The sequence below is a fragment of the Maridesulfovibrio sp. FT414 genome, assembly GCF_050916235.1.
GTDB lineage: Bacteria > Desulfobacterota > Desulfovibrionia > Desulfovibrionales > Desulfovibrionaceae > Maridesulfovibrio.
This window is the reverse complement of record NZ_CP104854.1, coordinates 3,037,375-3,058,202: the sequence shown is the minus strand read 5'-3', so window position 1 is coordinate 3,058,202 and position 20,828 is coordinate 3,037,375. Positions and strand designations below refer to the sequence as shown.

General features: G+C 52.0%; 17 protein-coding genes. 6 read left to right on the top strand and 11 right to left on the bottom strand.

The window, feature by feature from the left end:
• Positions 1-14 precede the first annotated feature (14 nt).
• Complete coding sequence (locus N7E73_RS13530) at positions 15-317, top strand: zinc-ribbon domain-containing protein (protein WP_432735394.1); 303 nt, start codon at positions 15-17, stop codon at positions 315-317.
• Here the strand turns inward: N7E73_RS13530 and N7E73_RS13525 are convergent.
• A complete protein-coding gene (locus tag N7E73_RS13525; RefSeq protein ID WP_432735393.1) occupies positions 274-807 on the bottom strand; it encodes a hypothetical protein in 534 nt (177 codons plus the stop codon). The genes N7E73_RS13530 and N7E73_RS13525 overlap by 44 nt on opposite strands.
• A 533-nt stretch (positions 808-1,340) precedes the next feature.
• Between N7E73_RS13525 and N7E73_RS13520 the strand changes: the two genes are divergently transcribed.
• The 3 genes from N7E73_RS13520 to N7E73_RS13510 all read left to right on the top strand — a co-directional run bounded on the left by N7E73_RS13520 (position 1,341) and on the right by N7E73_RS13510 (position 4,618).
• Entirely contained in the window at positions 1,341-2,021 is a 681-nt protein-coding gene (locus N7E73_RS13520) for an anaerobic ribonucleoside-triphosphate reductase activating protein (RefSeq protein ID WP_432735392.1), read from the top strand.
• Entirely contained in the window at positions 1,969-4,020 is a 2,052-nt protein-coding gene (locus tag N7E73_RS13515) for a ribonucleoside triphosphate reductase (RefSeq protein WP_432735391.1), read from the top strand. Before N7E73_RS13520 ends, N7E73_RS13515 begins: the two co-directional genes overlap by 53 nt.
• Positions 4,021-4,240: 220 nt before the next feature.
• The gene (locus tag N7E73_RS13510; protein WP_432735390.1) at positions 4,241-4,618 is read left to right on the top strand and encodes a response regulator; all 378 of its coding nucleotides are present in this window, start codon (positions 4,241-4,243) and stop codon (positions 4,616-4,618) included.
• A gap of 35 nt (positions 4,619-4,653) precedes the next feature.
• Here N7E73_RS13510 and N7E73_RS13505 read toward each other — a convergent pair whose 3' ends face one another.
• The 8 genes from N7E73_RS13505 to cbiR form a co-directional block, all read right to left on the bottom strand.
• Positions 4,654-5,547, bottom strand: coding sequence for a CheR family methyltransferase (locus tag N7E73_RS13505; RefSeq protein ID WP_432735389.1), 894 nt, complete (start codon positions 5,545-5,547; stop codon positions 4,654-4,656).
• A gap of 16 nt (positions 5,548-5,563) precedes the next feature.
• Positions 5,564-6,826 (bottom strand): EAL and HDOD domain-containing protein, encoded by a 1,263-nt coding sequence (locus N7E73_RS13500; protein ID WP_432735388.1) that lies wholly within the window; start codon positions 6,824-6,826, stop codon positions 5,564-5,566.
• 116 nt (positions 6,827-6,942) lie between these two features.
• Positions 6,943-7,995 (bottom strand): N-acetyl-gamma-glutamyl-phosphate reductase, encoded by a 1,053-nt coding sequence (argC, locus tag N7E73_RS13495; protein WP_432735387.1) that lies wholly within the window; start codon positions 7,993-7,995, stop codon positions 6,943-6,945.
• A 358-nt stretch (positions 7,996-8,353) separates the two neighbouring features.
• The gene (locus tag N7E73_RS13490) at positions 8,354-8,656 is read right to left on the bottom strand and encodes a DUF1844 domain-containing protein (protein ID WP_432735385.1); all 303 of its coding nucleotides are present in this window, start codon (positions 8,654-8,656) and stop codon (positions 8,354-8,356) included.
• Between the two features lie 117 nt (positions 8,657-8,773).
• On the bottom strand, positions 8,774-11,437 hold the full coding sequence (gene polA / locus N7E73_RS13485; protein WP_432735384.1) for a DNA polymerase I: 2,664 nt from the start codon (positions 11,435-11,437) through the stop codon (positions 8,774-8,776).
• A gap of 366 nt (positions 11,438-11,803) precedes the next feature.
• Positions 11,804-12,799: a DHH family phosphoesterase gene (locus N7E73_RS13480; RefSeq protein ID WP_432735382.1), complete on the bottom strand. Its 996-nt coding sequence runs from the start codon at positions 12,797-12,799 to the stop codon at positions 11,804-11,806.
• 2 nt (positions 12,800-12,801) lie between these two features.
• Complete coding sequence (locus tag N7E73_RS13475; RefSeq protein ID WP_432735381.1) at positions 12,802-13,308, bottom strand: bifunctional adenosylcobinamide kinase/adenosylcobinamide-phosphate guanylyltransferase; 507 nt, start codon at positions 13,306-13,308, stop codon at positions 12,802-12,804.
• A gap of 110 nt (positions 13,309-13,418) precedes the next feature.
• Positions 13,419-14,180, bottom strand: coding sequence for a cobamide remodeling phosphodiesterase CbiR (gene cbiR, locus N7E73_RS13470; protein ID WP_432735379.1), 762 nt, complete (start codon positions 14,178-14,180; stop codon positions 13,419-13,421).
• 124 nt (positions 14,181-14,304) lie between these two features.
• Here cbiR and N7E73_RS13465 point away from each other — a divergent pair, with 124 nt between their 5' ends.
• A complete protein-coding gene (locus tag N7E73_RS13465) occupies positions 14,305-14,451 on the top strand; it encodes a hypothetical protein (protein WP_432735378.1) in 147 nt (48 codons plus the stop codon).
• 50 nt (positions 14,452-14,501) lie between these two features.
• On the opposite strand, the gene N7E73_RS13460 is transcribed toward N7E73_RS13465, so the two are convergent.
• Positions 14,502-17,600: a UvrD-helicase domain-containing protein gene (locus tag N7E73_RS13460; RefSeq protein ID WP_432735377.1), complete on the bottom strand. Its 3,099-nt coding sequence runs from the start codon at positions 17,598-17,600 to the stop codon at positions 14,502-14,504.
• Between the two features lie 429 nt (positions 17,601-18,029).
• Here N7E73_RS13460 and N7E73_RS13455 point away from each other — a divergent pair, with 429 nt between their 5' ends.
• A complete protein-coding gene (locus N7E73_RS13455; protein ID WP_432735376.1) occupies positions 18,030-19,838 on the top strand; it encodes a hypothetical protein in 1,809 nt (602 codons plus the stop codon).
• Between the two features lie 301 nt (positions 19,839-20,139).
• On the opposite strand, the gene N7E73_RS13450 is transcribed toward N7E73_RS13455, so the two are convergent.
• The gene (locus N7E73_RS13450) at positions 20,140-20,700 is read right to left on the bottom strand and encodes a flavin reductase family protein (protein ID WP_432735375.1); all 561 of its coding nucleotides are present in this window, start codon (positions 20,698-20,700) and stop codon (positions 20,140-20,142) included.
• Positions 20,701-20,828: the final 128 nt, after the last annotated feature.

The following is a 20,828-nucleotide window of genomic DNA, read 5'->3' as shown; positions in this document are numbered from 1 at the left end:
CGGACCCAACAATCATGATCACCTGCAACAAATGTGGCAACAAGAACAACGACGCCGCTAAAATATGTGAATCCTGCGGACATAAACTCCAGTCGGGCAGAAAAAAAATGAACGGCTACTCCGGGTCAGGCGGAAGCTCCGACATGTTTCACATTTCGTTCGAAAAAAACAACATGTTCTCCAAGCACGGAGAAGCCTGGATTTATGCCCTTTTCCTGCTTGGCGCAGTTATCTTCTTCACCTACCACCGGGTCTACTGGCCGCTTTACGCCCTTACTCCCCTGATTGCCCTTCTGGCTTGGCTTCGGAAGATTTAGAAGTCCTGTTCTGAAGCTCCTTCAATGCCTCCTCCTGATCCTCTTTAAGCAGATCTGGAATGGTCCGCTGCCAGAATTCCGCCTCACGGTCAGCCTTGATTTCCTTCTCTGACTTAGGGAAGCAGCACCTGATCTCATGCCGGTCATTACAGGAAGCCGGGAAATAATCGATTATGCCGCATTCGTTTTCATCTAAGTAATATTTGACGCTGCGCCTGAATTTCTTGTTCCGGGAAATTATCATTATTTCGCCGGGGGTAAGCTTGCAGAAGAAATCCGTATACTTGGCTCCGTAGAACCCGTTGTAAACATACACATCTCCCTGCTGCACACCTACATAGCTGTAGTCGGCAGGATCCTTGCATTGGGCCCGGGCAAGGGCCTGACGGGTCAGACACATGGCCCGCTCCTCTTCCATACTCCGGGCAAAAGCCGCAGTAGCCCCAAGACAAAGAATACCGACAAGGACTGCCAATAATATTTTCTTCATAACACCCCGCAAATACGATTCTCATTCTGATTTATAAATCTGCCATGCTGACCACAGATACTCCAGCTCACTGTTTCAGACAAGAGAGCGGTTCAGACCAGCTTCAACTCGTGCAGAAAAAGCTTTTCAAACCCGTATCCGGCATGTTACCGAAATGAATCTTTTTGCGCAAATCTGCGCCCTTCCTCACATAACTTTTCCCTTGTCTAAAACCTCCCTGCGATTCCGAATACAGCTTTTTTTTCTAAACTTTGTTTAGAAAAAATCCTGTTTTTTCGACGCTTTTTAAGGTTATGAACCTGTGGAAAACTTTTTAATATTCTAAATATTTGTCCATAATTTAAGATAAACACTAATTTTGGGCATGTAACGACAAATTTTCAAATACCCCCCTGTACAAAACTCCAGGGCTGAGTTAGTGTTTTCTCCGTAGCCACAACGGCCCTGATTATTGGCGGGCCGCACCAAAAACAAAAGGGACTTCTCCCCTTTTCATAATTCGACAAGACCATAACAAAAACACATATATGACTATGAGCAATATCTCTTCCGGATGGACACATCTTCGCGGCATTGAGCCTTTAAGCCTGTGCGACTGGCCTGGCAGAACAAGCTGCGTTTTCTTTCTCGGCGGCTGCAACCTCAGCTGCCCTACCTGCCACAATTTTGACATGGCGTGGAACATGGAAAACCTTCCACTGCTGTCCAGAAGAGACATGACAACTTTCCTTAGGGATAGAGCACGCTGGCTTGACGGGGTCACAATTACAGGTGGCGAGCCTACTGCAGTACCAGGACTGGGGGAAATCCTTCACGAAATCAGACGCATTTCCGGCCTGCCCATAAAAATGGACAGCAACGGAATGCTTCCTGACGTACTGGAAGACATTCTCCGGCAGAAATTGGCGGACGTATTCGCTATTGATGTAAAAGGACCGTATGAGAAGTACCCTGCCCTTACCGGGCGGGCTGTCACCGCCGAAGCAGCGCGCAGGAATCTGGAGAGAGTCTTCGCCCTCGCCGAGGCTAACCCCCAAGCCTTCTATTTTCGTCTGACAAAGGTACCCATCCTTACGGACGAAGATGTGGAAACAGCCAAAGGTTACCTTCCGGATGGATTCGAATTGACCATCCAGAACTACATTCCTCCAAGGAGAGAGCATGCCCACGCAGATAATGAAGCGAGACGGCCGGTTGGAAACATGGTCGACTGACCGTATTGCACAGGCCATTTTCAAAGCACTCAACGCCAGCGGAATCAAAGACCCCCTGATGTCCAGAAGAATGGCCAGACAGGTGGAGCGCAAGCTCGAAGGTATCGACATTCCCGAACAGGAACATGTCCAGAACATGGTCGAAGAAGTGCTGATGGATTCGCGCCTGCACAGCGTAGCCAAGAAATTCATACTCTACAGGGATAGCCGCCGCCGACTCAGAAACCAGAAAGACGCCTATCTCGACATCAGGGAAACCATCGACGAGTACCTTGAAAAGAGCGACTGGCGCGTTTCTGAAAACGCCAACATGACCCATTCATTTCAGGGGCTCATGCTGCATCTTTCAGGAACCATACAGGCCCGCTACGCACTTGAAAAATATCCTGAAGAAATCAGGCAGGCCCACGAACACGGCTATTTCCACGTTCACGATCTTTCCTACGGCCTGGCCGGATATTGCGCCGGATGGTCTCTTCGCGACCTGCTGCTCGAAGGCTTCAACCTTGAAGGACGCTCCTGTGCCGGTCCGGCCAAGCATTTTGACGCAGTTCTCGGCCAGATGGTCAACTTCCTCGGAACCCTCCAGAATGAATGGGCCGGAGCACAGGCTTTCAACAACGTTGATACCTACCTTGCACCGTTCATCCGCCATGACGGAATTTCCTACGAAGAAGTGCGTCAGGCCATGCAGAAATTCGTTTTCAACCTGAACACAACCTCCAGATGGGGCGGACAGAGTCCGTTCACCAACCTTTCCTTTGACCTTGTACCGCCGAAACACATTGCAAACGAAGCGGTCATCATCGGAGGAGAACTTCAGGATTCCACCTACGGCGAATACGCTGAAGAAATGGAAATGATCAACCGCTCCTTCATTGAGGTCATGCTCAACGGAGACTATCACAACCGTATCTTCTCGTTTCCCATCCCCACGTATAACGTAACCGAGGACTTCCCCTGGGATTCCCGCATCGGCAGAAGCCTGCTGGAACTGACCGCCAAATACGGGGTTCCGTATTTCCAGAATTTCATCAGTTCCGACCTTAACCCGGAAGATGTCCGTTCCATGTGCTGCCGCCTGCAGATGGACCTGCGCGAACTGCGCAACAAGGTCGGCGGGCTGTTCGGAGCCGGGGACCTTACCGGGTCCATAGGCGTTGTTACCCTGAACCTGCCCAAGATGGCTTATCTGGCGCAGGGCGAGGAAGATTTTCTGGATCTAATCGAAGAGTACGCCATCCTGGCCAAGGACTCTCTCGAATTCAAACGCAAGCTGATCCAGACCAACCTCGACAACGGCATGTTCCCGTGGTCCCGCCGCTATCTCAAAAACGGATATAAGGGCCATTTCTCCACCATCGGACTGCTGGGAGGCCACGAGGCCTGCCTGAACCTGCTGGGCAAGGGAATCGACTCTCCCTCAGGCATCAGACTCATGACACGGGTCCTGAACCACCTGCGTGATCTGACAGCCGTATTTCAGGAGGAAACCGGCAACCTCTACAACCTTGAGGCGACTCCGGCTGAAGGCACCAGCTATCGTCTGGCAAAGATAGACAAATCTCTTTACGCAGACATCAAAACCTCCGGTAACGGGACACCTTACTACACAAACTCCACCACCCTGCCGGTGGGCGTTTCCGATGATGTGATCCTGGCCCTGACCCATCAGAACAAACTGCAGCCGCTTTACACCGGCGGAACGGTATTCCACACATTCCTTGGTGAATCCATTGCCGACCTTGATGCGCTGAAGAGTTTCATCATCAAGGCCTTCCGCAACACCAAGATCCCTTACCTTTCCATTACGCCGACCTTCTCCATATGCAAGGAGCACGGATACATACACGGCGAACACCACGAGTGCCCGGACTGCGGAGCCGAATCCGAGGTCTACACCCGCATTGTGGGCTACTACCGCCCCGTCAAACAGTGGAACGACGGAAAGAAAGCCGAATATAAGGATCGGATCGTATACAACACATTCTGCTGCTAGGCAGCATCTGTTTAAAAACAAAGGGCCTCTGGAAACGGAGGCCCTTTGTTTTTAAACTATCTTACTGATCGTCCAATGCTAGTTCCAATCATTTTCGTTGCCATTAAAATTACATTCCAGTAAGCTTAACAGCGAGGATCGAGGATTGGCCTGCAGTCTGCCGCACCAAGAGCACACAACGGGGCCGATATTTGACTATGCTGTTAACGATGGAGAATTTATGCGCATTCTGGTTGTAGATGATGAACAGATGGTCAGAGAAAATCTTGTCGACTACCTTGAAGACGAAGGTCTTGAGGTTGTATCGGTAGGAAGCGCCGAAGAAGCCCTGCAACTGATGAAAACAGACCATGCGGATATCGCCATTGTGGACATGCGTCTTCCGGTTATGCACGGAAATGACCTGATCATTCACCTCAAGGCCCTGCACCCCGATATGGATTTCATCATCCACACCGGGTCTGTAGACTACGCGGTTCCGCCGGATGTCAGAGCTTACGGAATATCGTCTGACAATGTCCTGCTCAAACCGGTTGCCGACATGGACCTGTTCATCCAGAAAATACGGACGCTTTTCGGAAACAAATACGATATTTAACAGCAACTTAGAGAGTCTTCAGAAGCCTTTACCCATCATGAGGAAAAGGCTTTTTTGTTTTTCAGGGAATCTTCGGAACGCTTCAGCCCGGTTGTCCCTCCAACACCCTTGCGGTAAAGAATTATCGGCCCGGAACGCTCAGCTGCGAACCGGTCCGTATGTCCGGCAAGCGTTTCCGTAGCTCCGAGCATGAGGTAACCCTTATCCGGCAAAAGCTCATGGATGCGGTGGACAATATCCACTTTTGTCTGGTCGTCAAAATAAATCAGCACATTGCGACACATTACAAAATCAAATTTCCCCAACGGACCGAACGAATTGAGCAGGTTGAATTTCCTGAATGAGACAAGGGAACGTACATCGGCATTGACTTTCCAGTTCCGATCATGGCGCTCGAAATATCTGGTATACCCGGAAGGCAGTCCTCTGGACAGCTCAAGACGGGAAAAAACACCCGTCTGCGCCTGATCCAGCACTCTGCCTGAAATGTCAGTAGCCAGTATGGAAAAATCAGTTGGTGAAACATTACTGCGAGACAAACCGCTGCAGAATTCATGAATCAACATGGACAGGGAATAAGGTTCCTGTCCGGTTGAAGAAGCTGCACACCAGATACGTATCTTGCGCCCGGCTTTACGCTCACGCACCAATCCGGGAAGAAGGTTATCGCGGATAAAAACAAAGGGATGGCTGTCCCGAAAAAAACTGGTCTCATTAGTGCTGATAGCCGATACGACTTCGTCGCGAAAGGCAACATTCGGCCTGCAAAGCAGCTCGTAAAATTCCATCCATGAACTGCAGCCACTCTCATGCAATAGGGGGGCAAGGCGGTGCTCAATCAGATACTCTTTGCCGTCAGGAATCCTCAGGCCGCATAGCTTGTAAATCTGAGTGCGCAAGAGATCAAATTCATTAGTGCCAATCCGCATTCTCCCTCCGAAACCGTCAGGCTTTAGAATCCGTTGTATTCATACACAGGATTTCACTCGCCCACTGCATGGACGCCAGATGTATGCGAGCCACAGCCATCGCGGAAAGCCTGTTCTGCGCAATTATGTTTCCAAGGCCGTTCCAGTCAGCCCTTTCAAAGGCTTCTACAAGATCAAGCCAGAACCCGCAGGAACTCTTCTTCGTGAGCGCATTGACAAGCTCTTCTCCGATAGGAAGTTCACTCATCAATTCTTCCATGGGGCGGCCCATGAGCACGTCCAGCAGGGAAAGGAGCCCCATTAGAAACATGGAATCGGCAGGCAGACAGCCTTTTTTATTTTCCAATGCCAAAAGCTCAAGGAACTTGGCACGTTTGATGGAAAGGAAGGCAAGCTCATTCCCGGCAGGTCCGGAACACATGTCTGAGAGAATGATTACTCTCAACCACCCGGCCAGCTTTTTGTACCCGATGAGGGCAATAACCTGTTTGATGGACTTGACGGTATGCGGCAGTCCGAATGAGGGGGAATTCATGAACCTGAGCAGGCGGTAACTGATCGAAACATCGGAATTTATGACTCGCGCCAGATCGCTCACATCAAAGTCATCACCGCTGATTGATTTCAGAAGCTGCATGCGAATGAGATTACTGGATGAAATCTTCTTTCCCGGTATGATCTCAGGACGGCTGAAAAAGAATCCCTGAAAAAGCTCAAAGCCCAGTTCCTTGCAGTAGCCGAACATTTCATTGTCTTCGACCTTTTCAGCAAGCAGAGTCACGTTGTACTTCTTGAGGTAGGAAGCTATGTCAGCCAACTCTTCGCGCCCGGCACCAAGACACTCAACCTTGACAATGTCAGCAAGCTCCAGGAAAGGCTCGACCCCCTTCTGCCCGACATAATCATCAAGAGCCAGCACATAGCCGTTTTCTTTAAGTTTTTTCAAAGCTTGAACGACATCCGGCTCCGGGTCCACATGTTCAAGGATCTCCACAACGCAGACATCCGGCGGGAGCAGGTCTGCCGCGTTTTCCAGCAGCATATTGCGCGGGAAATTAACCAGCAGCCGCTGGCCCTTTTTCAAATCTTCCTGAATAAGGCCGAAACCGTCAGCAATAACCTGCGAGGTCGCAGTGTCCTCGTTCCCGATTGCTGCACTGGTGCTTTCAGCCGAATTACGGAACAGTAACTCGTATCCCCATATTGAATGTCCGGAGTCAAATACAGGCTGCCGGGCCACAAAAAAGGAGTCCAGAAAGAGTTCTGAATCAGCAGTCATAATAAATCCGCCATAATACGATACAACCAATTACGGTTAGCTTGTCAGTTGCAACCAGTTTACCTTATTAGATAAACGGTTTCAACGAACAAAACGGATTCATGCGTAACAGACAATCAGGGCATCATCGGAGCCATGCGCAGCCCCTCATCCTCAGCAAATCCAAGCATTAGGTTGGCGTTGGCAACAGCCTGCCCCGATGCCCCACGGCAGAGGTTATCGATGGCGGAAAGAACAATCAGCCTTCCGGTTCTCGGGTCGGGAACAAGCCCAACGTCACAGAACATGGTGCCCCTGACCCAACGAGTCTCGGGCAGCTGACCTGCAGGAAGCACCCGGATCATCTTTTCATTGCCGTAGGCCTTATCATAGGCAGCACGCACGTCATCAGCAGTTACACCCGGCTTGAGCTTGGTGTAGATGGTGGAGAGGATACCGCGGTCAATGGGCAGAAGGTGAGTATTGAATGATACGGTAAGACCCTTGCCCGCAGCTGCGCTGAGTTCCTGTTCGATTTCCGGTGTATGACGGTGGGTGGTCAGTCCGTAGGCACGGAAGGAATCAGCAACTTCGCAGAACAAAGTTCCCACGTTTGCACCGCGCCCGGCACCGCTGGCGCCGGACTTGGCATCGATCACGATGTCATCCGTTTCAATGAGTCCTTCCCGCAGAGCCGGGGTAAGTCCGACAATTACGGAAGTAGGATAGCAGCCGGGGTTAGCCACCAGTTGGGCTTTCCTGACCTCGTCACGATAAAATTCGGGCAGACCGTAAACAGCCGTGCGAAGCAGGTCTTCGCGGCTATGATCAACCTTGTACCATGCCTCGTAGGTTTCACGATCTCTGATCCTGAAGTCAGCACTGAGATCCACAACCTTGATGCCGCGGTCATGAAGCTCACCGCCGATGGTCATGGCGGTCTTGTGCGGAACCGCAAGAAAAACCAGCTTGCAGGACTTTTCCAAATCGTCCACATCCGGAGCAGTAATCTCAAGATTGCCGAGTTCCATGCCATTCAGGAAAGGATAGATCGCCGCAAGCTTCTTTCCAGCTTCGGCACGCGAAGTAACCCGGACAAGTTTCATTCCGCTGTGGTTGCTCAGAATTCTGGCAAGCTCCATTCCGGTATAACCGGTAACACCGACAAGTCCTACAGGTATTGCACTCATTTGATCTATCCTTGAAATTTATTGCGCAGACGCGCCATGTGAGATGTGAAATAGCCCCTTGCCCGAAGAAGCCGAAAAAAAGGCTCCGCCTTTGCTCCGCAAAGAAAGCAGGTTAAGCCGTTCCAGCAAAAAAACCAAAGGTGTTCCAAAGACCCGTCAACCGTTTGCGAGGAGGCTTTGCTTCGAACCTTACGGAGATGAAAAACTGAGACAGGGCAGCATCTTTGGTAGCCGGACACTGACTTTCGCTAGACACTAAAATGTGCAGAGACAAAAAACAAATACAAGCAGGTTCCTGCGCAGGGAGTTACAGGCAATCAGTACGCCCTGCACAAAACCAGATCGAAAAATTTACTGGCTAACTTCGCTTGGTCTTCTGCACATATTTCATGCGCAGGTTGCACAGAAGATCACAAAGGAGGCGTTCCTCATCTGCGGTCATTCCATTCTGAATCTTATCTTTCAGCAGCGCGAGCACGTCAATGGAATGCTTGGCAAGCATCGGGGAGTATTGGACCTTTCCAGTGGACGGATCAGCTATCTCGCCAAGATGAACCATGGCTGAAGAGCTGAGAGACATGATGAAAGTGGAAAAGGTAACCTCCGGCAGGGGCATATCCTTGGCATATTCACTTCCGCATCCGCATTTCTTATCAGACATTGCAACACTCCTTGAAACGTATAATCTGCCGGATTCTAAAAACATTAGCCGCAACATTCAAGCATTAAAAACAAAACCTCCGGCATGACCTCACGGTATTGCCGGAGGTTTTCCCAATCAGTGTGCCTGAGCCCAGTTTCTGCCCAGTCCGAGATCAACCTTAAGCGGGACTGCCAGCCGGGTGACACTCTGCATGTCTTCCTGCAGCAACCGTCCTATCTCCTCAATGTTGCCCTCCGGGCCCTCTACGAGAAGTTCGTCATGAATCTGCAGGATCAGACGTCCACCCAGATGTTTTATCTCGGAATTGTCTGCGACCTTGATCATGGCCATCTTGATTATATCCGCGGCACTGCCCTGAATCACCGTATTGATCGCCTGCCTGCGGGCCTGCGAAACTACCTGCTGGTTGGTGGAATGGAGCTCCGGCAGAAGCCGTCTGCGTCCGGAAAGGGTTGTGACATAGCCCTTCTCCCTGCCCTGTTCCACCACAGAATCATAAAAGTCCCTCAACACGCCCAGCTTCTCGAAGTATCGTGCTATAAATTCCTTGGCCTCGTTAATCTTGATGCCCAGTTCGCGGGAAAGCTTCTGCGGTCCCATACCGTAAATCAGGCCGAAGTTGATGGTCTTCGCATTCCGGCGCTCATCGGCAGTAATCTCAGCAGGCTCCTTATCAAAAAGAAGGGCCGCGGTACGGGAATGGATGTCCTCGTCATGCTCAAAAGCCGACACTAGCGTTGGGTCACTGGAAAAATGGGCCAGCACACGCAATTCAACCTGAGAATAGTCAGCGGCAGCAAGGCGCAGACCCTTACCGGCAGTAAAACAGGCACGCATGCGCTTGCCCTGCTTTCCGCGGATAGGAATGTTCTGCAAGTTGGGTCCGGAGCTGGACAGGCGGCCAGTGGCTGTTGCCAGCTGATTGAAATGGGTGTGGATGCGTCCGTCAGAGTTCACCAGCTTCGGCAACGGCTCAAGGTAGGTGGAACGCAGCTTCTCCATTTTCCGGTATTCAAGAATATCGGTTATGATCTCATGCTGTCCGAGCAGCTTTTCAAGCACGGTGTTCGAGGTGGAAAGGGCTCCTTTTGGAGTCTTGCCGCCGGGAACAAGGCCGAGCTTGTCAAAAAGCACATTACTCATCTGCTGACTGGAGCGGATATTGAATTCTTCTCCGGCACGCTCATGAATGATCCCGGTTAATTCGTCCACGCGCTGGCTCACCTCGGTAAGGAACTCGGCAAAGGAGCTCAGGTCGATGGTAATACCGGCATCCTCCATATCAGCAAGAACCGGAATTAATGGGGTCTCAAGGGTTTTAATCAGTTCCTCAAGTCCTGCGGACTGCACCCTTGGTGCCAGCACGTGCATCAAGGCCAGTGCAGCCATCCCCTGTGCATCGGGATGGACCTCGTCTACGGCATCGGGCAGCTCATCTCCGGCAAAAAGCATCGACCGCAAGCGGTCCCAGCCGTAGTTGCGTTCTTCCGGATTCAACAGATAGGAAGCAAGACTCAAATCGAACCAGCGCGATAGACCTATCTTGCGCCAGCCCCGGTCTGCCCGGAAAAAGGACTTAACATCAGCAACGGCTAGAGTCTTTGCCGGCAGCAATTTCTCAACCAGCTCGGCAGCCCCGGTTCTGCACATCCATTCCTCTCCGGCAAAACCGATGAAATATGTGGACCCCTCGCGAACCAGACCGACCTCTCCGCCGCTGAAATCAGGCAGATCATTGATAGAGACCTTGCGCACGCTGAGCCTGCTGTCCGGGTCAGACTTCGGAGGAGCCTCCTCGCCGAACAGGGATAACAGCCCGGAATTTGCTTTTTTGGATTTAGCAGCAGAAACACTTCCTGAACCGGAAGCTGCAGGTGCAGCCGCGGCCACAGCTGGGAATATACTGCGTACATCCCGTACCAGCGACCGGAATTCATAAGTTTCAAGGTACGATGACACCTGTCCGGAATCAGCAGGCTTTACCGTAAGACGTCCCAGATCAAGACTGGCACAACTGTCCTGCTTGAGTCTGGTCAATTCCCGATAGGTAAAAATATTTTCAAGCTCATCCTTCATTTTCTTCTTAATGGCAGGCTGAAGCTTCTCATAGTTGTCGCGAAGAGCCTCAAGGGTAGGATACTTGGCCATGAGCTTTGTGGCTGTAACCTTGCCTACGCCAGGAACCCCCGGAATGTTATCGGCGGAGTCCCCGACAAGAGCCTGAAAATCAGCCCACTGGTGCGGTTCCAGCCCTGTCTCCTCACGGAAATCCGCAAGGGAGGTAATCTTTTCCGCCCGTCCGGCCGGGTCCCACATAAACACGTTTTCATCAAGGCACTGCTTGAGATCCTTGTCCGCACCGAGGATGATAACGGGCCGCTCGGACTTGTAGCGCACGGCCAGCGAGGCTATGCAGTCATCAGCCTCCTCTCCTTCAGATACAATCAGGGGAACACCGAAAACGGCCATGGCCTCTTTCAGAGGCTCAATCTGCACCCGCAGATCATCAGGCATAGGCGGGCGCTGAGCCTTGTACTGGTCATACAGCTCATGCCTGAAATTCTTGCCCTTGCCGTCAAGCATGAACGCAAGATACTTCGGTTTTTCTTCCTTGAATAGCTTAAGCAGAACCCGCAATACAATATAAAGGGCATTGGTGGGAAAACCATCCGAACGCTTCAGGTCCGGGTAAGCATGAAAACCGCGGTAGAAAAAAGCTGAACCGTCGACAAGATACAACGGATCTCCCTGCAAATTCAATTTATCCTTAAGTGACATTTCGCTCTCTCGTTATACAGGCTTCCGGCAGGACTGCCGTGCCCTGATGATCGTACTTGGCTTCCGACATCCGAACAGATTCACACCGTCCGGCATCCACGAAGGATTTCCTCTGCGTCAGGCATAATCGGCAGCGGACAGACTTACCCTTCTAACATTGTCACGGAAAATATGTAAGAGACTTGGGCAGGAATCAACTTATATTTATTTTTACAAAACGACAAGTCAATTTTTAATAAACACCATAAAAATAATCATGCTCAGAATATTTTTCAACATGCTGTCCGGTCAGCATCTGTGAGTTGGAGCAAAGGATGATGTCTTACCGGGCAAGCAATGCCGCCCGGCAGGACACGTGGATATTCGTCAGATTCGCTTGACGGTCTTATTCATATCCTTAGTCAATTTCTTGACCACAAAGGATTCAGGATCAGCGTCCTTGAGGGCGTCAAGCTTGATTTCTGCCCTTGCAGCGGCTTTGTGGCCCCCTGCGGAGCCGTATTCATTGAAGAGCTTTGCAGCCATGCGGCCCATGTTCTTGCGCAATCCGTCACCCCTGAAAATAATGACCAGGGTCTCCTGATAGATGCCTGAAACAACATCCCAGGATACTCCGTGAACGCGCATGAAGAAATCAGCCAGGATCACCAGTGTATCCGGGTTTTCTACCTTACCCAGATGAGAATAAAGCCCCGGACCGATCCGGCGGAGGTTGTAGAAGGCACGGGAGAAGTACCTCAGCCAGTCCGGATGGATCTCGCTGCGGGTGATACGCTTGATGAGGTTCATGTCGGCATGTTTGGTCAGATACCGGAATGCCTTGACGTCATCATCAATAAAAGGCCGCTCAAAGCTCTGGGTATCGGTCTTGATGCCGTACAGCAACGCAGTTGCAAGCAGCTTGGCGGGGCGGATCTTCAGGTTGTACAGGTACTCGGTCAGCATGGTGCTGTTGGAACCGTAATGTGGCCTGATGTCCGTAAATTTCGCGTGTGAATAGGGTTCCGGCGGCAACGGATGGTGGTCTATGACAACCGAAAACTTCACCTCGGAGAAGTCAGGATGATGATGGGGTTGTGAATCGATGATCGCGAACTTGTCGTACTGTGCCACCAGTGTGGGGATCATCTTTTTGGTCGGGATGCGCAGGTAATGGATCATGGCAAGGTTGTCCAACCTCTTGATCTCATTGATATGGGCGATACCCACTGCGGCGACCCTGCGGCCGATTATCCGTTTAAACGCCATGGCCGAAGCCAGGGAGTCCGGATCGGCGTTAACCACTACCAGCCAGCGTTCATCCTTGCTGCACAGGGCAAGCAGATCCTGAAGCCGGTCTTCAAGCTGTTTAAAATAAGCCATAATTATTTTTTCAGGGTAAGGGGCAACCCTGCGGCCACGAGGTAAGCCTCATCAGCTAAAGCGGCCATTTTTCGGTTGAGTGACCCCAGGCTTCTGACAAAGCCGCGGAGCTCACGGGTCATAGGAATAGGGCCAAGGCCCACCTCACATGACACCAGCACAACATCCGGCCCTTCCCACTGGGACAAAAGCCGGACAACCTCCCCGATACAATATTCCCCTTCCGCATGCTGCGAGCAGGAGAACATCCAGAAATCCAGACTGTCCACCAGCAGATGGTCATAATCCTTTTTAGCCCTCAAGAGGACCTCGTGCAAGTCCGCCCCGGACTCCAGCACGGGGATGGACGGATCACGCTCCCTGCGGTGCTCCATTATCTGCTGCCGGAAAGCCATGTCACGGGCTTTTCCTGTGGCAATGAAGCATTTCCTGCCGCTGTAAGCGGAAAAAACATCAAGGGCGTAGTCCGATTTTCCCGACCTGTTGCCCCCCAGTATAAATGTAATCAAGTTGAATCCTCAAATACACAAATACAAAATCGAGAAAAACTTTTTCTTACCTACGCTATTTTGCGCACAAACCGCAACTACAAGAAAAATTTCACAAGGTATGTACACAATTATCTTCCGCCACAATATTCATTCAAGAATCGCAATGAGTTAAAGAAACCTTTTTCATAAAACACTTCAACAGTGATACATCCTTCCTTATCAAGCAATTCAAGAAGGCGCCCCAGAACATCAACCCCGCGAGCGTCGAGCCTTTCCAGAGATTCATGCATGCCGTCCTTTCCGGGCGCATTCAAGTGCAGCATTTTCACCAGCCCGGAAAGATCCTCTGAAAGGATAGCCTGTTGTCCGTAGGCCAGTATATGCCCGAGATCAAGACATATTTTGAATCCGCACTCCCTGATTGCACCCAGCAGACCTGTAAGATCGTTCTCACGGATATTTTCAAACAGAAAATCAGCGGTGTCAAATCCCGCTGACTTCAACCTATCGGCAAAACCGTGAATCAGTTCTACTGCCGCCGGCCCGGACTCCGGGGGATGGATTACATGTCGGCGTGGCGCAAGAGTGGCAGCTTTTTCCGCAAGGGTGCAGACTACATCTGCCGCAGCCCTTCCATCTGACCAGGGCAGATCAAGGGGATGATGGATATGGTAGCAGAGCCCGATTTCCGACAGTGCAGCCGGCAGATCGGTGACAGTATAGTTCAGACAGGACCCGGCTTCAAAAAAAAGCAGCGCAACTTCGTCCACTTTTCCAGCCAGATAGCGGCAGTTCTCTTCCACGGTTCCGGGAATGACCCAGGATGGCCCGGCCACCGGTATTTCCGAGTCAATATGACTCAAATAGATGGCCATTTTTTCCCTTTTCAACAGGTATTCCTAAAATAAGCAAAGTGATCACTTCCTCAATAATACGGGCTAAAATAACTTTTAATCCGGGGCACATTTATTGCTATCGTAATTAGTAATTAATCTAAACAGTCGGAGCGTTAAAATGAAAAGGGTCAGAAATTTTTTTCAACACTATCTGAACCCGCTGCACATCTTCTGCAGACTGCGCGGCGTAGGCTTGAGTGTAATCGCAGCTCGCAAGATGTCTCTGGTTTATGAGAAAGTGCTCTACAGGGTTTTCCTCCTCTAGGAAGACATGCGCAGGGAGTTACCACAAGAGGCCGGAAGCCTGTCAGGACCTTACAGGTCCAGGAGGCTTATCTTCCTCTCTTTCTGCACCTTGCGCTCGACCATGGCCGACCGCTTTACACAGGGCGGCAGGTCCTTCAGGAAACGGGAAACAGGCAGACGCAGGGTTCGTCCATAAAGCGGGCGCTTGACTGCGTGCGAAAGACAAAGTTTTTTTCTGGCCCGAGTCATACCCACATAAAGAAGTCTACGCTCTTCCTGCTCATCAACCAGCCCTGCTGCCCCGGTAATATTCCCGGTAAGCACGTCAAGCCCGGCAAACGGAACAATACCGTCATCCAACCCGGCAAGAAATACCGCTTCAAACTCAAGCCCCTTGGCAGCATGCATGGACATGATGCGTACCTTCTCGGCCTTTTTACGGACCTGGTCAAGGTCGTCCTGCATGTGAATCCAGTTCAAAAGACCGGACCACCCGCCGTACTCCTTGTATCCCTTGACCACATCACGGAAGGCCCTGCTCTCCCAGAAAAGCTGATCAAAAGGCGGCATGTTGTTGAGATAGGCTGAAAGCCCAAGCGGTCCCTGGGCCAGAATCTTCTCCGGCACTTCAGGAATTTCGTCATCACTTCCCTCGGCAAAACCTAGCATGCGCCGGGCAGCGGCAAGCAGGGCCTCGACCCGCTGATCATGCCAGAAGCTCTCGGTCTCCGGCACGCTGCACGGAATGCCCTGCCTCTTGAGCATGGCCTCAATGGGCCCGACCAGAGCCTTGAAACGGACCAGTACCGCAATATCACCGGGACTCATGGTCCCGTGCCCCAATGAATCGCCAAGGCTGTGGCTGGTTGCGCCGATGAGCTGCTTGATGCGTTCACTGATCCATGAGGCTTCGCGCCCGCTGTCAGGGGCGGTGAAAAGATGTATTTCCGGTTCATATTTCCTGCGGGCCGTCAATTTCGGACGATTGGGCAGGACTGAAGCCGAGGCATCAAGAATTTCCTGAGCCGAACGGTAGTTATCCTCAAGGGTTACCTCTATGAGCTCCTCCCAGAAGGACCTAAAACGGGCAGCAACATCTCCGGCGGCACCGCGGAACCCGTAGATGGACTGGTCGGGATCGCCGATGGCAAAGATTCCCTCTCCGTCACCGCCGCCGAGCCGGTGAACAATGGCCAGCTGCAACGGAGAAAGGTCCTGTACCTCGTCCACCAGCACATGGGTGAAGGTCCGCACATAATGATCCGATTTCAGTTCCTCCAGCCAGAACTCAAGCAGATCGGTGTAATCAACCAGATTGTACTGATCCTTCTGGGCGGCGTAGCGTGACAGGATTTCCGCGGCATCGCCTTCAAGCGGTTCAAGGGTTTCCCTTGAAAGGCTGATGGAGTCCCAGGCACTCTTGAGCCTGTTGCCGCTGAGCTCCGGATTGGCCCTTCCGAAAACCTTTCTGGCCCCCTCCTCATTCAAAATGATCGGGGATTCCTCGAATGCGGCCTGCCAGTACTCAAGGGCAAGGGCATGCAGGGTATCGGCCCGTGGCAGAACCTCATCCTCACCGAACATGGCCTTCATGCGCTCGTTCATTTCCTCTGCGGCCTTGCGGGTAAAAGTCAGCGCGAGTATGCGCCGGGCCCTTGTGCCCCGCTCCAGCAGATACTTGATGCGTCCCATGAGGGTCTGGGTCTTGCCCGTCCCCGGACCGGCAATAACCAGAACAGGGGCCGGACCGGCCTCAACCGCAGCCTTCTGGGCATCGTTGAACTTCACAACCTGAGGTTCCTCTTCAACCTCGCCCTGCCTGCGGATCTCCACCCGTGGTTTTCCGGTATCAAGGTCGCCCTTTTCCTTGCGCACCACAACCAGCTTCACACCGTTGATTATCTCGTCACGCTCCTGCGGTGAAAATACGGAAATGGTTCCGTACTGCCCGTCAAAACCGGAATTGCGGATCACCTGCCCCTCGCGCATGCGCCTGATGCCCTCGGCAAGATGCACATTGTGCCGTTTCAGGTCCTCAACCGGAACCTGCTGCAGGATGGTGAATTCCGAACCGAACTCCCGAATCAGCGGGGCATATACACCAAGAGCCTTCTTGGTCTTGGGCCCAGCGCCCACCACTTCCGAAATAAGCTCCTTGAGCGGAACAAGCGAGGCAAATCCGGGCTGTCCCTTGGGCTGGTGCGGATTCTCACGGTCCGCAAGCTCCATCACCCTTGAATAGACCCCCATGGTCAGCGGCTTTCCACAGACCGGGCAGATACCGCCACGCATTTTGGATTCATGCGGATCAAGCACCACCCCGCATTTGCGGTGGCCGTCCATGTGATATTTGCCTTCCTCGGGGAAAAATTCGATTGTCCCCATGAACTTGTGCCCCAGCCCCTCGCCCCGCAACGCGCGGTAGATACCTTCATATGAAAGGGCACCGCTGAAAATGTTCGCCTCGCGGCCGAGGTTCTCCCCGGAATGGGCGTCGGAGTTGGAAATCATACGGTATCTGTCGAGGGCGGAGATAAGCCAGTTCATTTCCGGGTCGGAAGAAAGGCCCGTTTCCATGGCGAAAATTTCGGAAGCGAGGTCGCCGTAGCATTCTTCAACTGTATCGAAGCCGGATTTTGATCCGAAAAGGGAGAACCAGGGAGTCCAGATGTGTGCGGGAACGAGGAAGGCTTTGTCGCTGGTTTCAAGGACGATTTCCAGCAGGTCCCTGCTGTCCAGCCCGAGGATGGGCCTGCCGTCCGATTTGAGGTTGCCGATGGCGTCAAGCCTGGCATTGAACCTCTTAACCGAATCAAGGTCCGGCATGTAAATGAGGTTATGGACCTTGCGCGTCTTTCCGAGACGCTTGTAGATGGAACTTATTTCGGCCTGAAGCATGAACCGCGTCTGCCCCGCAAAGGGGCCGTCCACCCAGTCGATTTCGTTCTCCAGTCCTTTGGGCTCCCGCAGGCTGAAGAGTCCCGACCCGTCATCCACCAGTTGCGCCTCTATCTCGGCCACCCATTCAGGATGGGTAAAATCACCCGTGCCGATGACGTCTATCCCCTTCACCCTGGCCCAGGCGGCAAGCAGCCGGGGGCTCAAGGCCTTACTGGTGGCACGTGAAAATCTTGAATGAATATGCAGGTCGGCTATAAATCTTTCCATGGTCTCCCGTTCCATTCCATCTTGATCATGTCGTGATAAAGAACTATTGCTCAAGCACTCAACAGTCTGTAACAACTGCACTTTATCATATCATCACCATATCATCACAGCCCTTTTCAAGGACTCTAAGGGACAGTACATCCTGCCCCAATGGATTGCAAGGCAAGCCCCACTTTGATAGGTCTTTTTGCATATTTTTTTATCAATCCAAGCCGGAGAATTAACAATGTATGCCTCCGGCGGCCCTCCGGGGGCTTAACCCCTTTTGCAAAAGGGTTTAAGAATCCCAAAACCTTTTATTATGGCTTCGCCACGGCACACGACTAATTGTCATTAAACAAATACATTCAATATATATTCTAATTATTGGATTTATTTTAGCTGGATATCATTTCAAGTATCTTTGAATCTAAACATGGAGCAACAGGCGTGAAACACGCAACAATATACGACATATGTGACACCCCCATATTGAAATGCGGTAAAACAGGGGAGCCGGGCGAGAACCTGCGCAAACTGTACAAAAAACTTTTCGGCAACCCCTTTCTGAAGCATTTCATCCTGCGCTGGTGCACGCACCCTGCCATCCAGCTGGAAAAGGTCGGGTCTTATCAGGAGATGATGACCGCCGCCATGCAGGCCGATTTCTCCGACTGGCAGAACAGGGAGTGGATAGAAAATACCTTCGCGCCTCTGGCGACCCTGCTCAACCGCGTAAAGGACCCGCAGTGGCGCATTCGCCATACTGCCGACACCCGCCCGCCGCGCATCGGCGATGCCGAGGTTGACGAGGTGCTTCAGGCGGTGCTCAAAGACATCATCCGCGTCTGGGATAAGAATCCGAACGATCCGTATTTCCCTGTTTCCGCACAGGTACTCATGCCCGGCGATTCCATCTGCGACGGTGAAAATTTCATAAACATCATGGTCGGCCTTGGGTCGCATGAATTCCAGAACATCAACCTGCTCTTCGGGCTGATGCGCTGCTTCCTGCACGCCAATCCGCTGGCCCTGAAAATATTCCGCCGCCCGTGGAAGGGAATCGCCGAGCCGCTCTCCATGCGAGTTTCATGGATCACCCACCGCACCGCCTTTTACGACGATATTTTCTGGGAGCAGATCTACAACCTATATATCCTTGAAGAACTCCCGCAGGCCGAACAGGAAAAACTCAGGGAAATGCTGGAATCAATTCTCCATTTTCTCATAATCACCAGCATGGAGTGGCTGGCCGCCCCGAGTTCTGGAATCAGGCATCCGGCCATAACCTGCCTGCCCAAGGACGAAAACGGCAAACCGCTCTGCAACCTTAAGCCCCGCGACTGGAAGGCCAAGAAGGAACTGGGATTTGACGACTACGTGCCGGACGTGGATACCACCTTCCTAGCACTTGCCATGTCCCGCAAATGGCTGGATCTTGTTGAAAGAAAAAAACTCGACTGCGACCGCGAACTGCTGCGCAAGGCCGAGGAGTTCCTCGACTTCCCATGGGTGGAAATCATCAACGAATATCAGGTCGGCGGCGGCAACAAGACCAATCCCCCGACCATAACCATGACCCGCCCGCTGGACTATTTCGGGTCCGTCCCGCTCTGGTTCGACAAGCCGTTCCGCAAAAAGGACGGCCGCCTTATTCGCGAGACGCTGGGCAATGAAATATGTCCCGGACACAACATGGATATTCTCGACTCAATCCTTGTCAACCGCGCCCAGTGGAAGGCCCTTGAAGGCGATAATCTAGAAACCGTCAAACGGTTCCTGACCTTCCACCACAACGCCTTCAGCAGCGGCAATTTCCGGCATGACAGTGCGGTACGGTTCTACCTGCCCGAAATATACGTCAGCTATGCCGGACGCCTGTACGACACATGGCTCACGCTCTCCGAAGCTGAACGCGAACTCATCGACCCGGACGGTAAAGTCGAACAAATCCGGCAGGCGGCCATCAACTACTGCAAATACGACATGCTCGGCGCGACCCTCAATCCGTTCGACGCATCACTGGCAGTCGCAACCCTCTGCCTGCTGCGCTATCCGCAACGCGGCGACGGACTTATCGAGCGCGGTATAAAAATTCTGCACAATCATCTCGGAGAAGGATGCTTCAAGCATCCCTACAAAGCCTACGAATGGACCATGGTGCGACACCCCACGCGAATCATCGTGGGCAGCGAAGTTACCACCTCACTCTTCGCCCTGAATGCTATCGCCTGCTACAAACATTATTTGAGGGACTGATGCGCTAACAGCCTTGCCGGGAAAGCCTCCGGCGGCTTAAACCCTTTTGCAAAAGGGTTTAAGAATCCCAAAACCTTTCAGTAAGGCTTCGCCGCTTCGTGAACGAAGACAGCGCTGCCTACAAAATAAGACAAAAAAGGCCGTAATTTCTAAAGAAATTACGGCCTTTATACTCACAGCCTGCTTATCATACGAAGCGGCGAAGCCCCGTTGAAAAAGTTTGGGAGAGTCCAGAGAACCCTTTTCAAAGGGTTCTCTGGCCCTCGGAGAGACCGGCGGGAGTCCCGCCGGAGCATCATCCTTACTTCAATTTTTTGCCGTCATGCCAGGCGCGGCCGACGCATTGGCCAACATCCCAGTAACGGTTATCCGGCATGGTCAGGGTGAAGGGGTTGACCTTTTTGATGTCGGGCACTCCGTCAACCAGCACTTCCTCGTCGCACCATGTGGCGACAACCTCTCCGACGAAAAGAGTATCGTTGGGCAGTTCCATGGAATTGAATACCTTGCACTGGATGGATACCGGACACTGGCAGATCACCGGGGCGTTTTCAAGTTCACCCTGTTCCACTTCGAACAGTCCGGACTTATCCAGCTTGCTGCCGGAAACAAGCCCGACGAAATCGGTCACTTCCACCATATCAACGGAAGGTATGTTTACGCTGAACTCACCGGTCTCCATTATGGCGGCATTGGAAAAATGGCGTTTGCCGACGGAAATCATCATCAATGCCGGATTATAGTTGACCCGCGATACCCAGGCCAACGCCATGAAATTGTTGCGGCCTTCATGCCTGCAACCGAGGATAGTCTGCGGCATGGGCAGGGTGAATCCCTGAATTCCTATATTTTTCTTAGCCATTTCAACTCCTGTTTTAATAATCGGCATCGGATGAGATACGCAGAGAAGAGAATTCCAAAACAATCAGATATCCGTCACCGTAAAAACAATTGAATATTGCAGATCAGCATCCGATACAACAAATTTCA

Bases quoted from the DNA above. Each gene is read 5' to 3' on its own strand.
- N7E73_RS13530 (WP_432735394.1), top strand. From the start codon at position 15: ATGATCACCTGCAACAAATGTGGCAACAAGAACAACGACGCCGCTAAA.
- N7E73_RS13525 (WP_432735393.1), bottom strand. From the start codon at position 807: ATGAAGAAAATATTATTGGCAGTCCTTGTCGGTATTCTTTGTCTTGGG.
- N7E73_RS13520 (WP_432735392.1), top strand. From the start codon at position 1,341: ATGAGCAATATCTCTTCCGGATGGACACATCTTCGCGGCATTGAGCCT.
- N7E73_RS13515 (WP_432735391.1), top strand. From the start codon at position 1,969: ATGCCCACGCAGATAATGAAGCGAGACGGCCGGTTGGAAACATGGTCG.
- N7E73_RS13510 (WP_432735390.1), top strand. From the start codon at position 4,241: ATGCGCATTCTGGTTGTAGATGATGAACAGATGGTCAGAGAAAATCTT.
- N7E73_RS13505 (WP_432735389.1), bottom strand. From the start codon at position 5,547: ATGCGGATTGGCACTAATGAATTTGATCTCTTGCGCACTCAGATTTAC.
- N7E73_RS13500 (WP_432735388.1), bottom strand. From the start codon at position 6,826: ATGACTGCTGATTCAGAACTCTTTCTGGACTCCTTTTTTGTGGCCCGG.
- argC (WP_432735387.1), bottom strand. From the start codon at position 7,995: ATGAGTGCAATACCTGTAGGACTTGTCGGTGTTACCGGTTATACCGGA.
- N7E73_RS13490 (WP_432735385.1), bottom strand. From the start codon at position 8,656: ATGTCTGATAAGAAATGCGGATGCGGAAGTGAATATGCCAAGGATATG.
- polA (WP_432735384.1), bottom strand. From the start codon at position 11,437: ATGTCACTTAAGGATAAATTGAATTTGCAGGGAGATCCGTTGTATCTT.
- N7E73_RS13480 (WP_432735382.1), bottom strand. From the start codon at position 12,799: ATGGCTTATTTTAAACAGCTTGAAGACCGGCTTCAGGATCTGCTTGCC.
- N7E73_RS13465 (WP_432735378.1), top strand. From the start codon at position 14,305: ATGAAAAGGGTCAGAAATTTTTTTCAACACTATCTGAACCCGCTGCAC.
- N7E73_RS13460 (WP_432735377.1), bottom strand. From the start codon at position 17,600: ATGGAAAGATTTATAGCCGACCTGCATATTCATTCAAGATTTTCACGT.
- N7E73_RS13450 (WP_432735375.1), bottom strand. From the start codon at position 20,700: ATGGCTAAGAAAAATATAGGAATTCAGGGATTCACCCTGCCCATGCCG.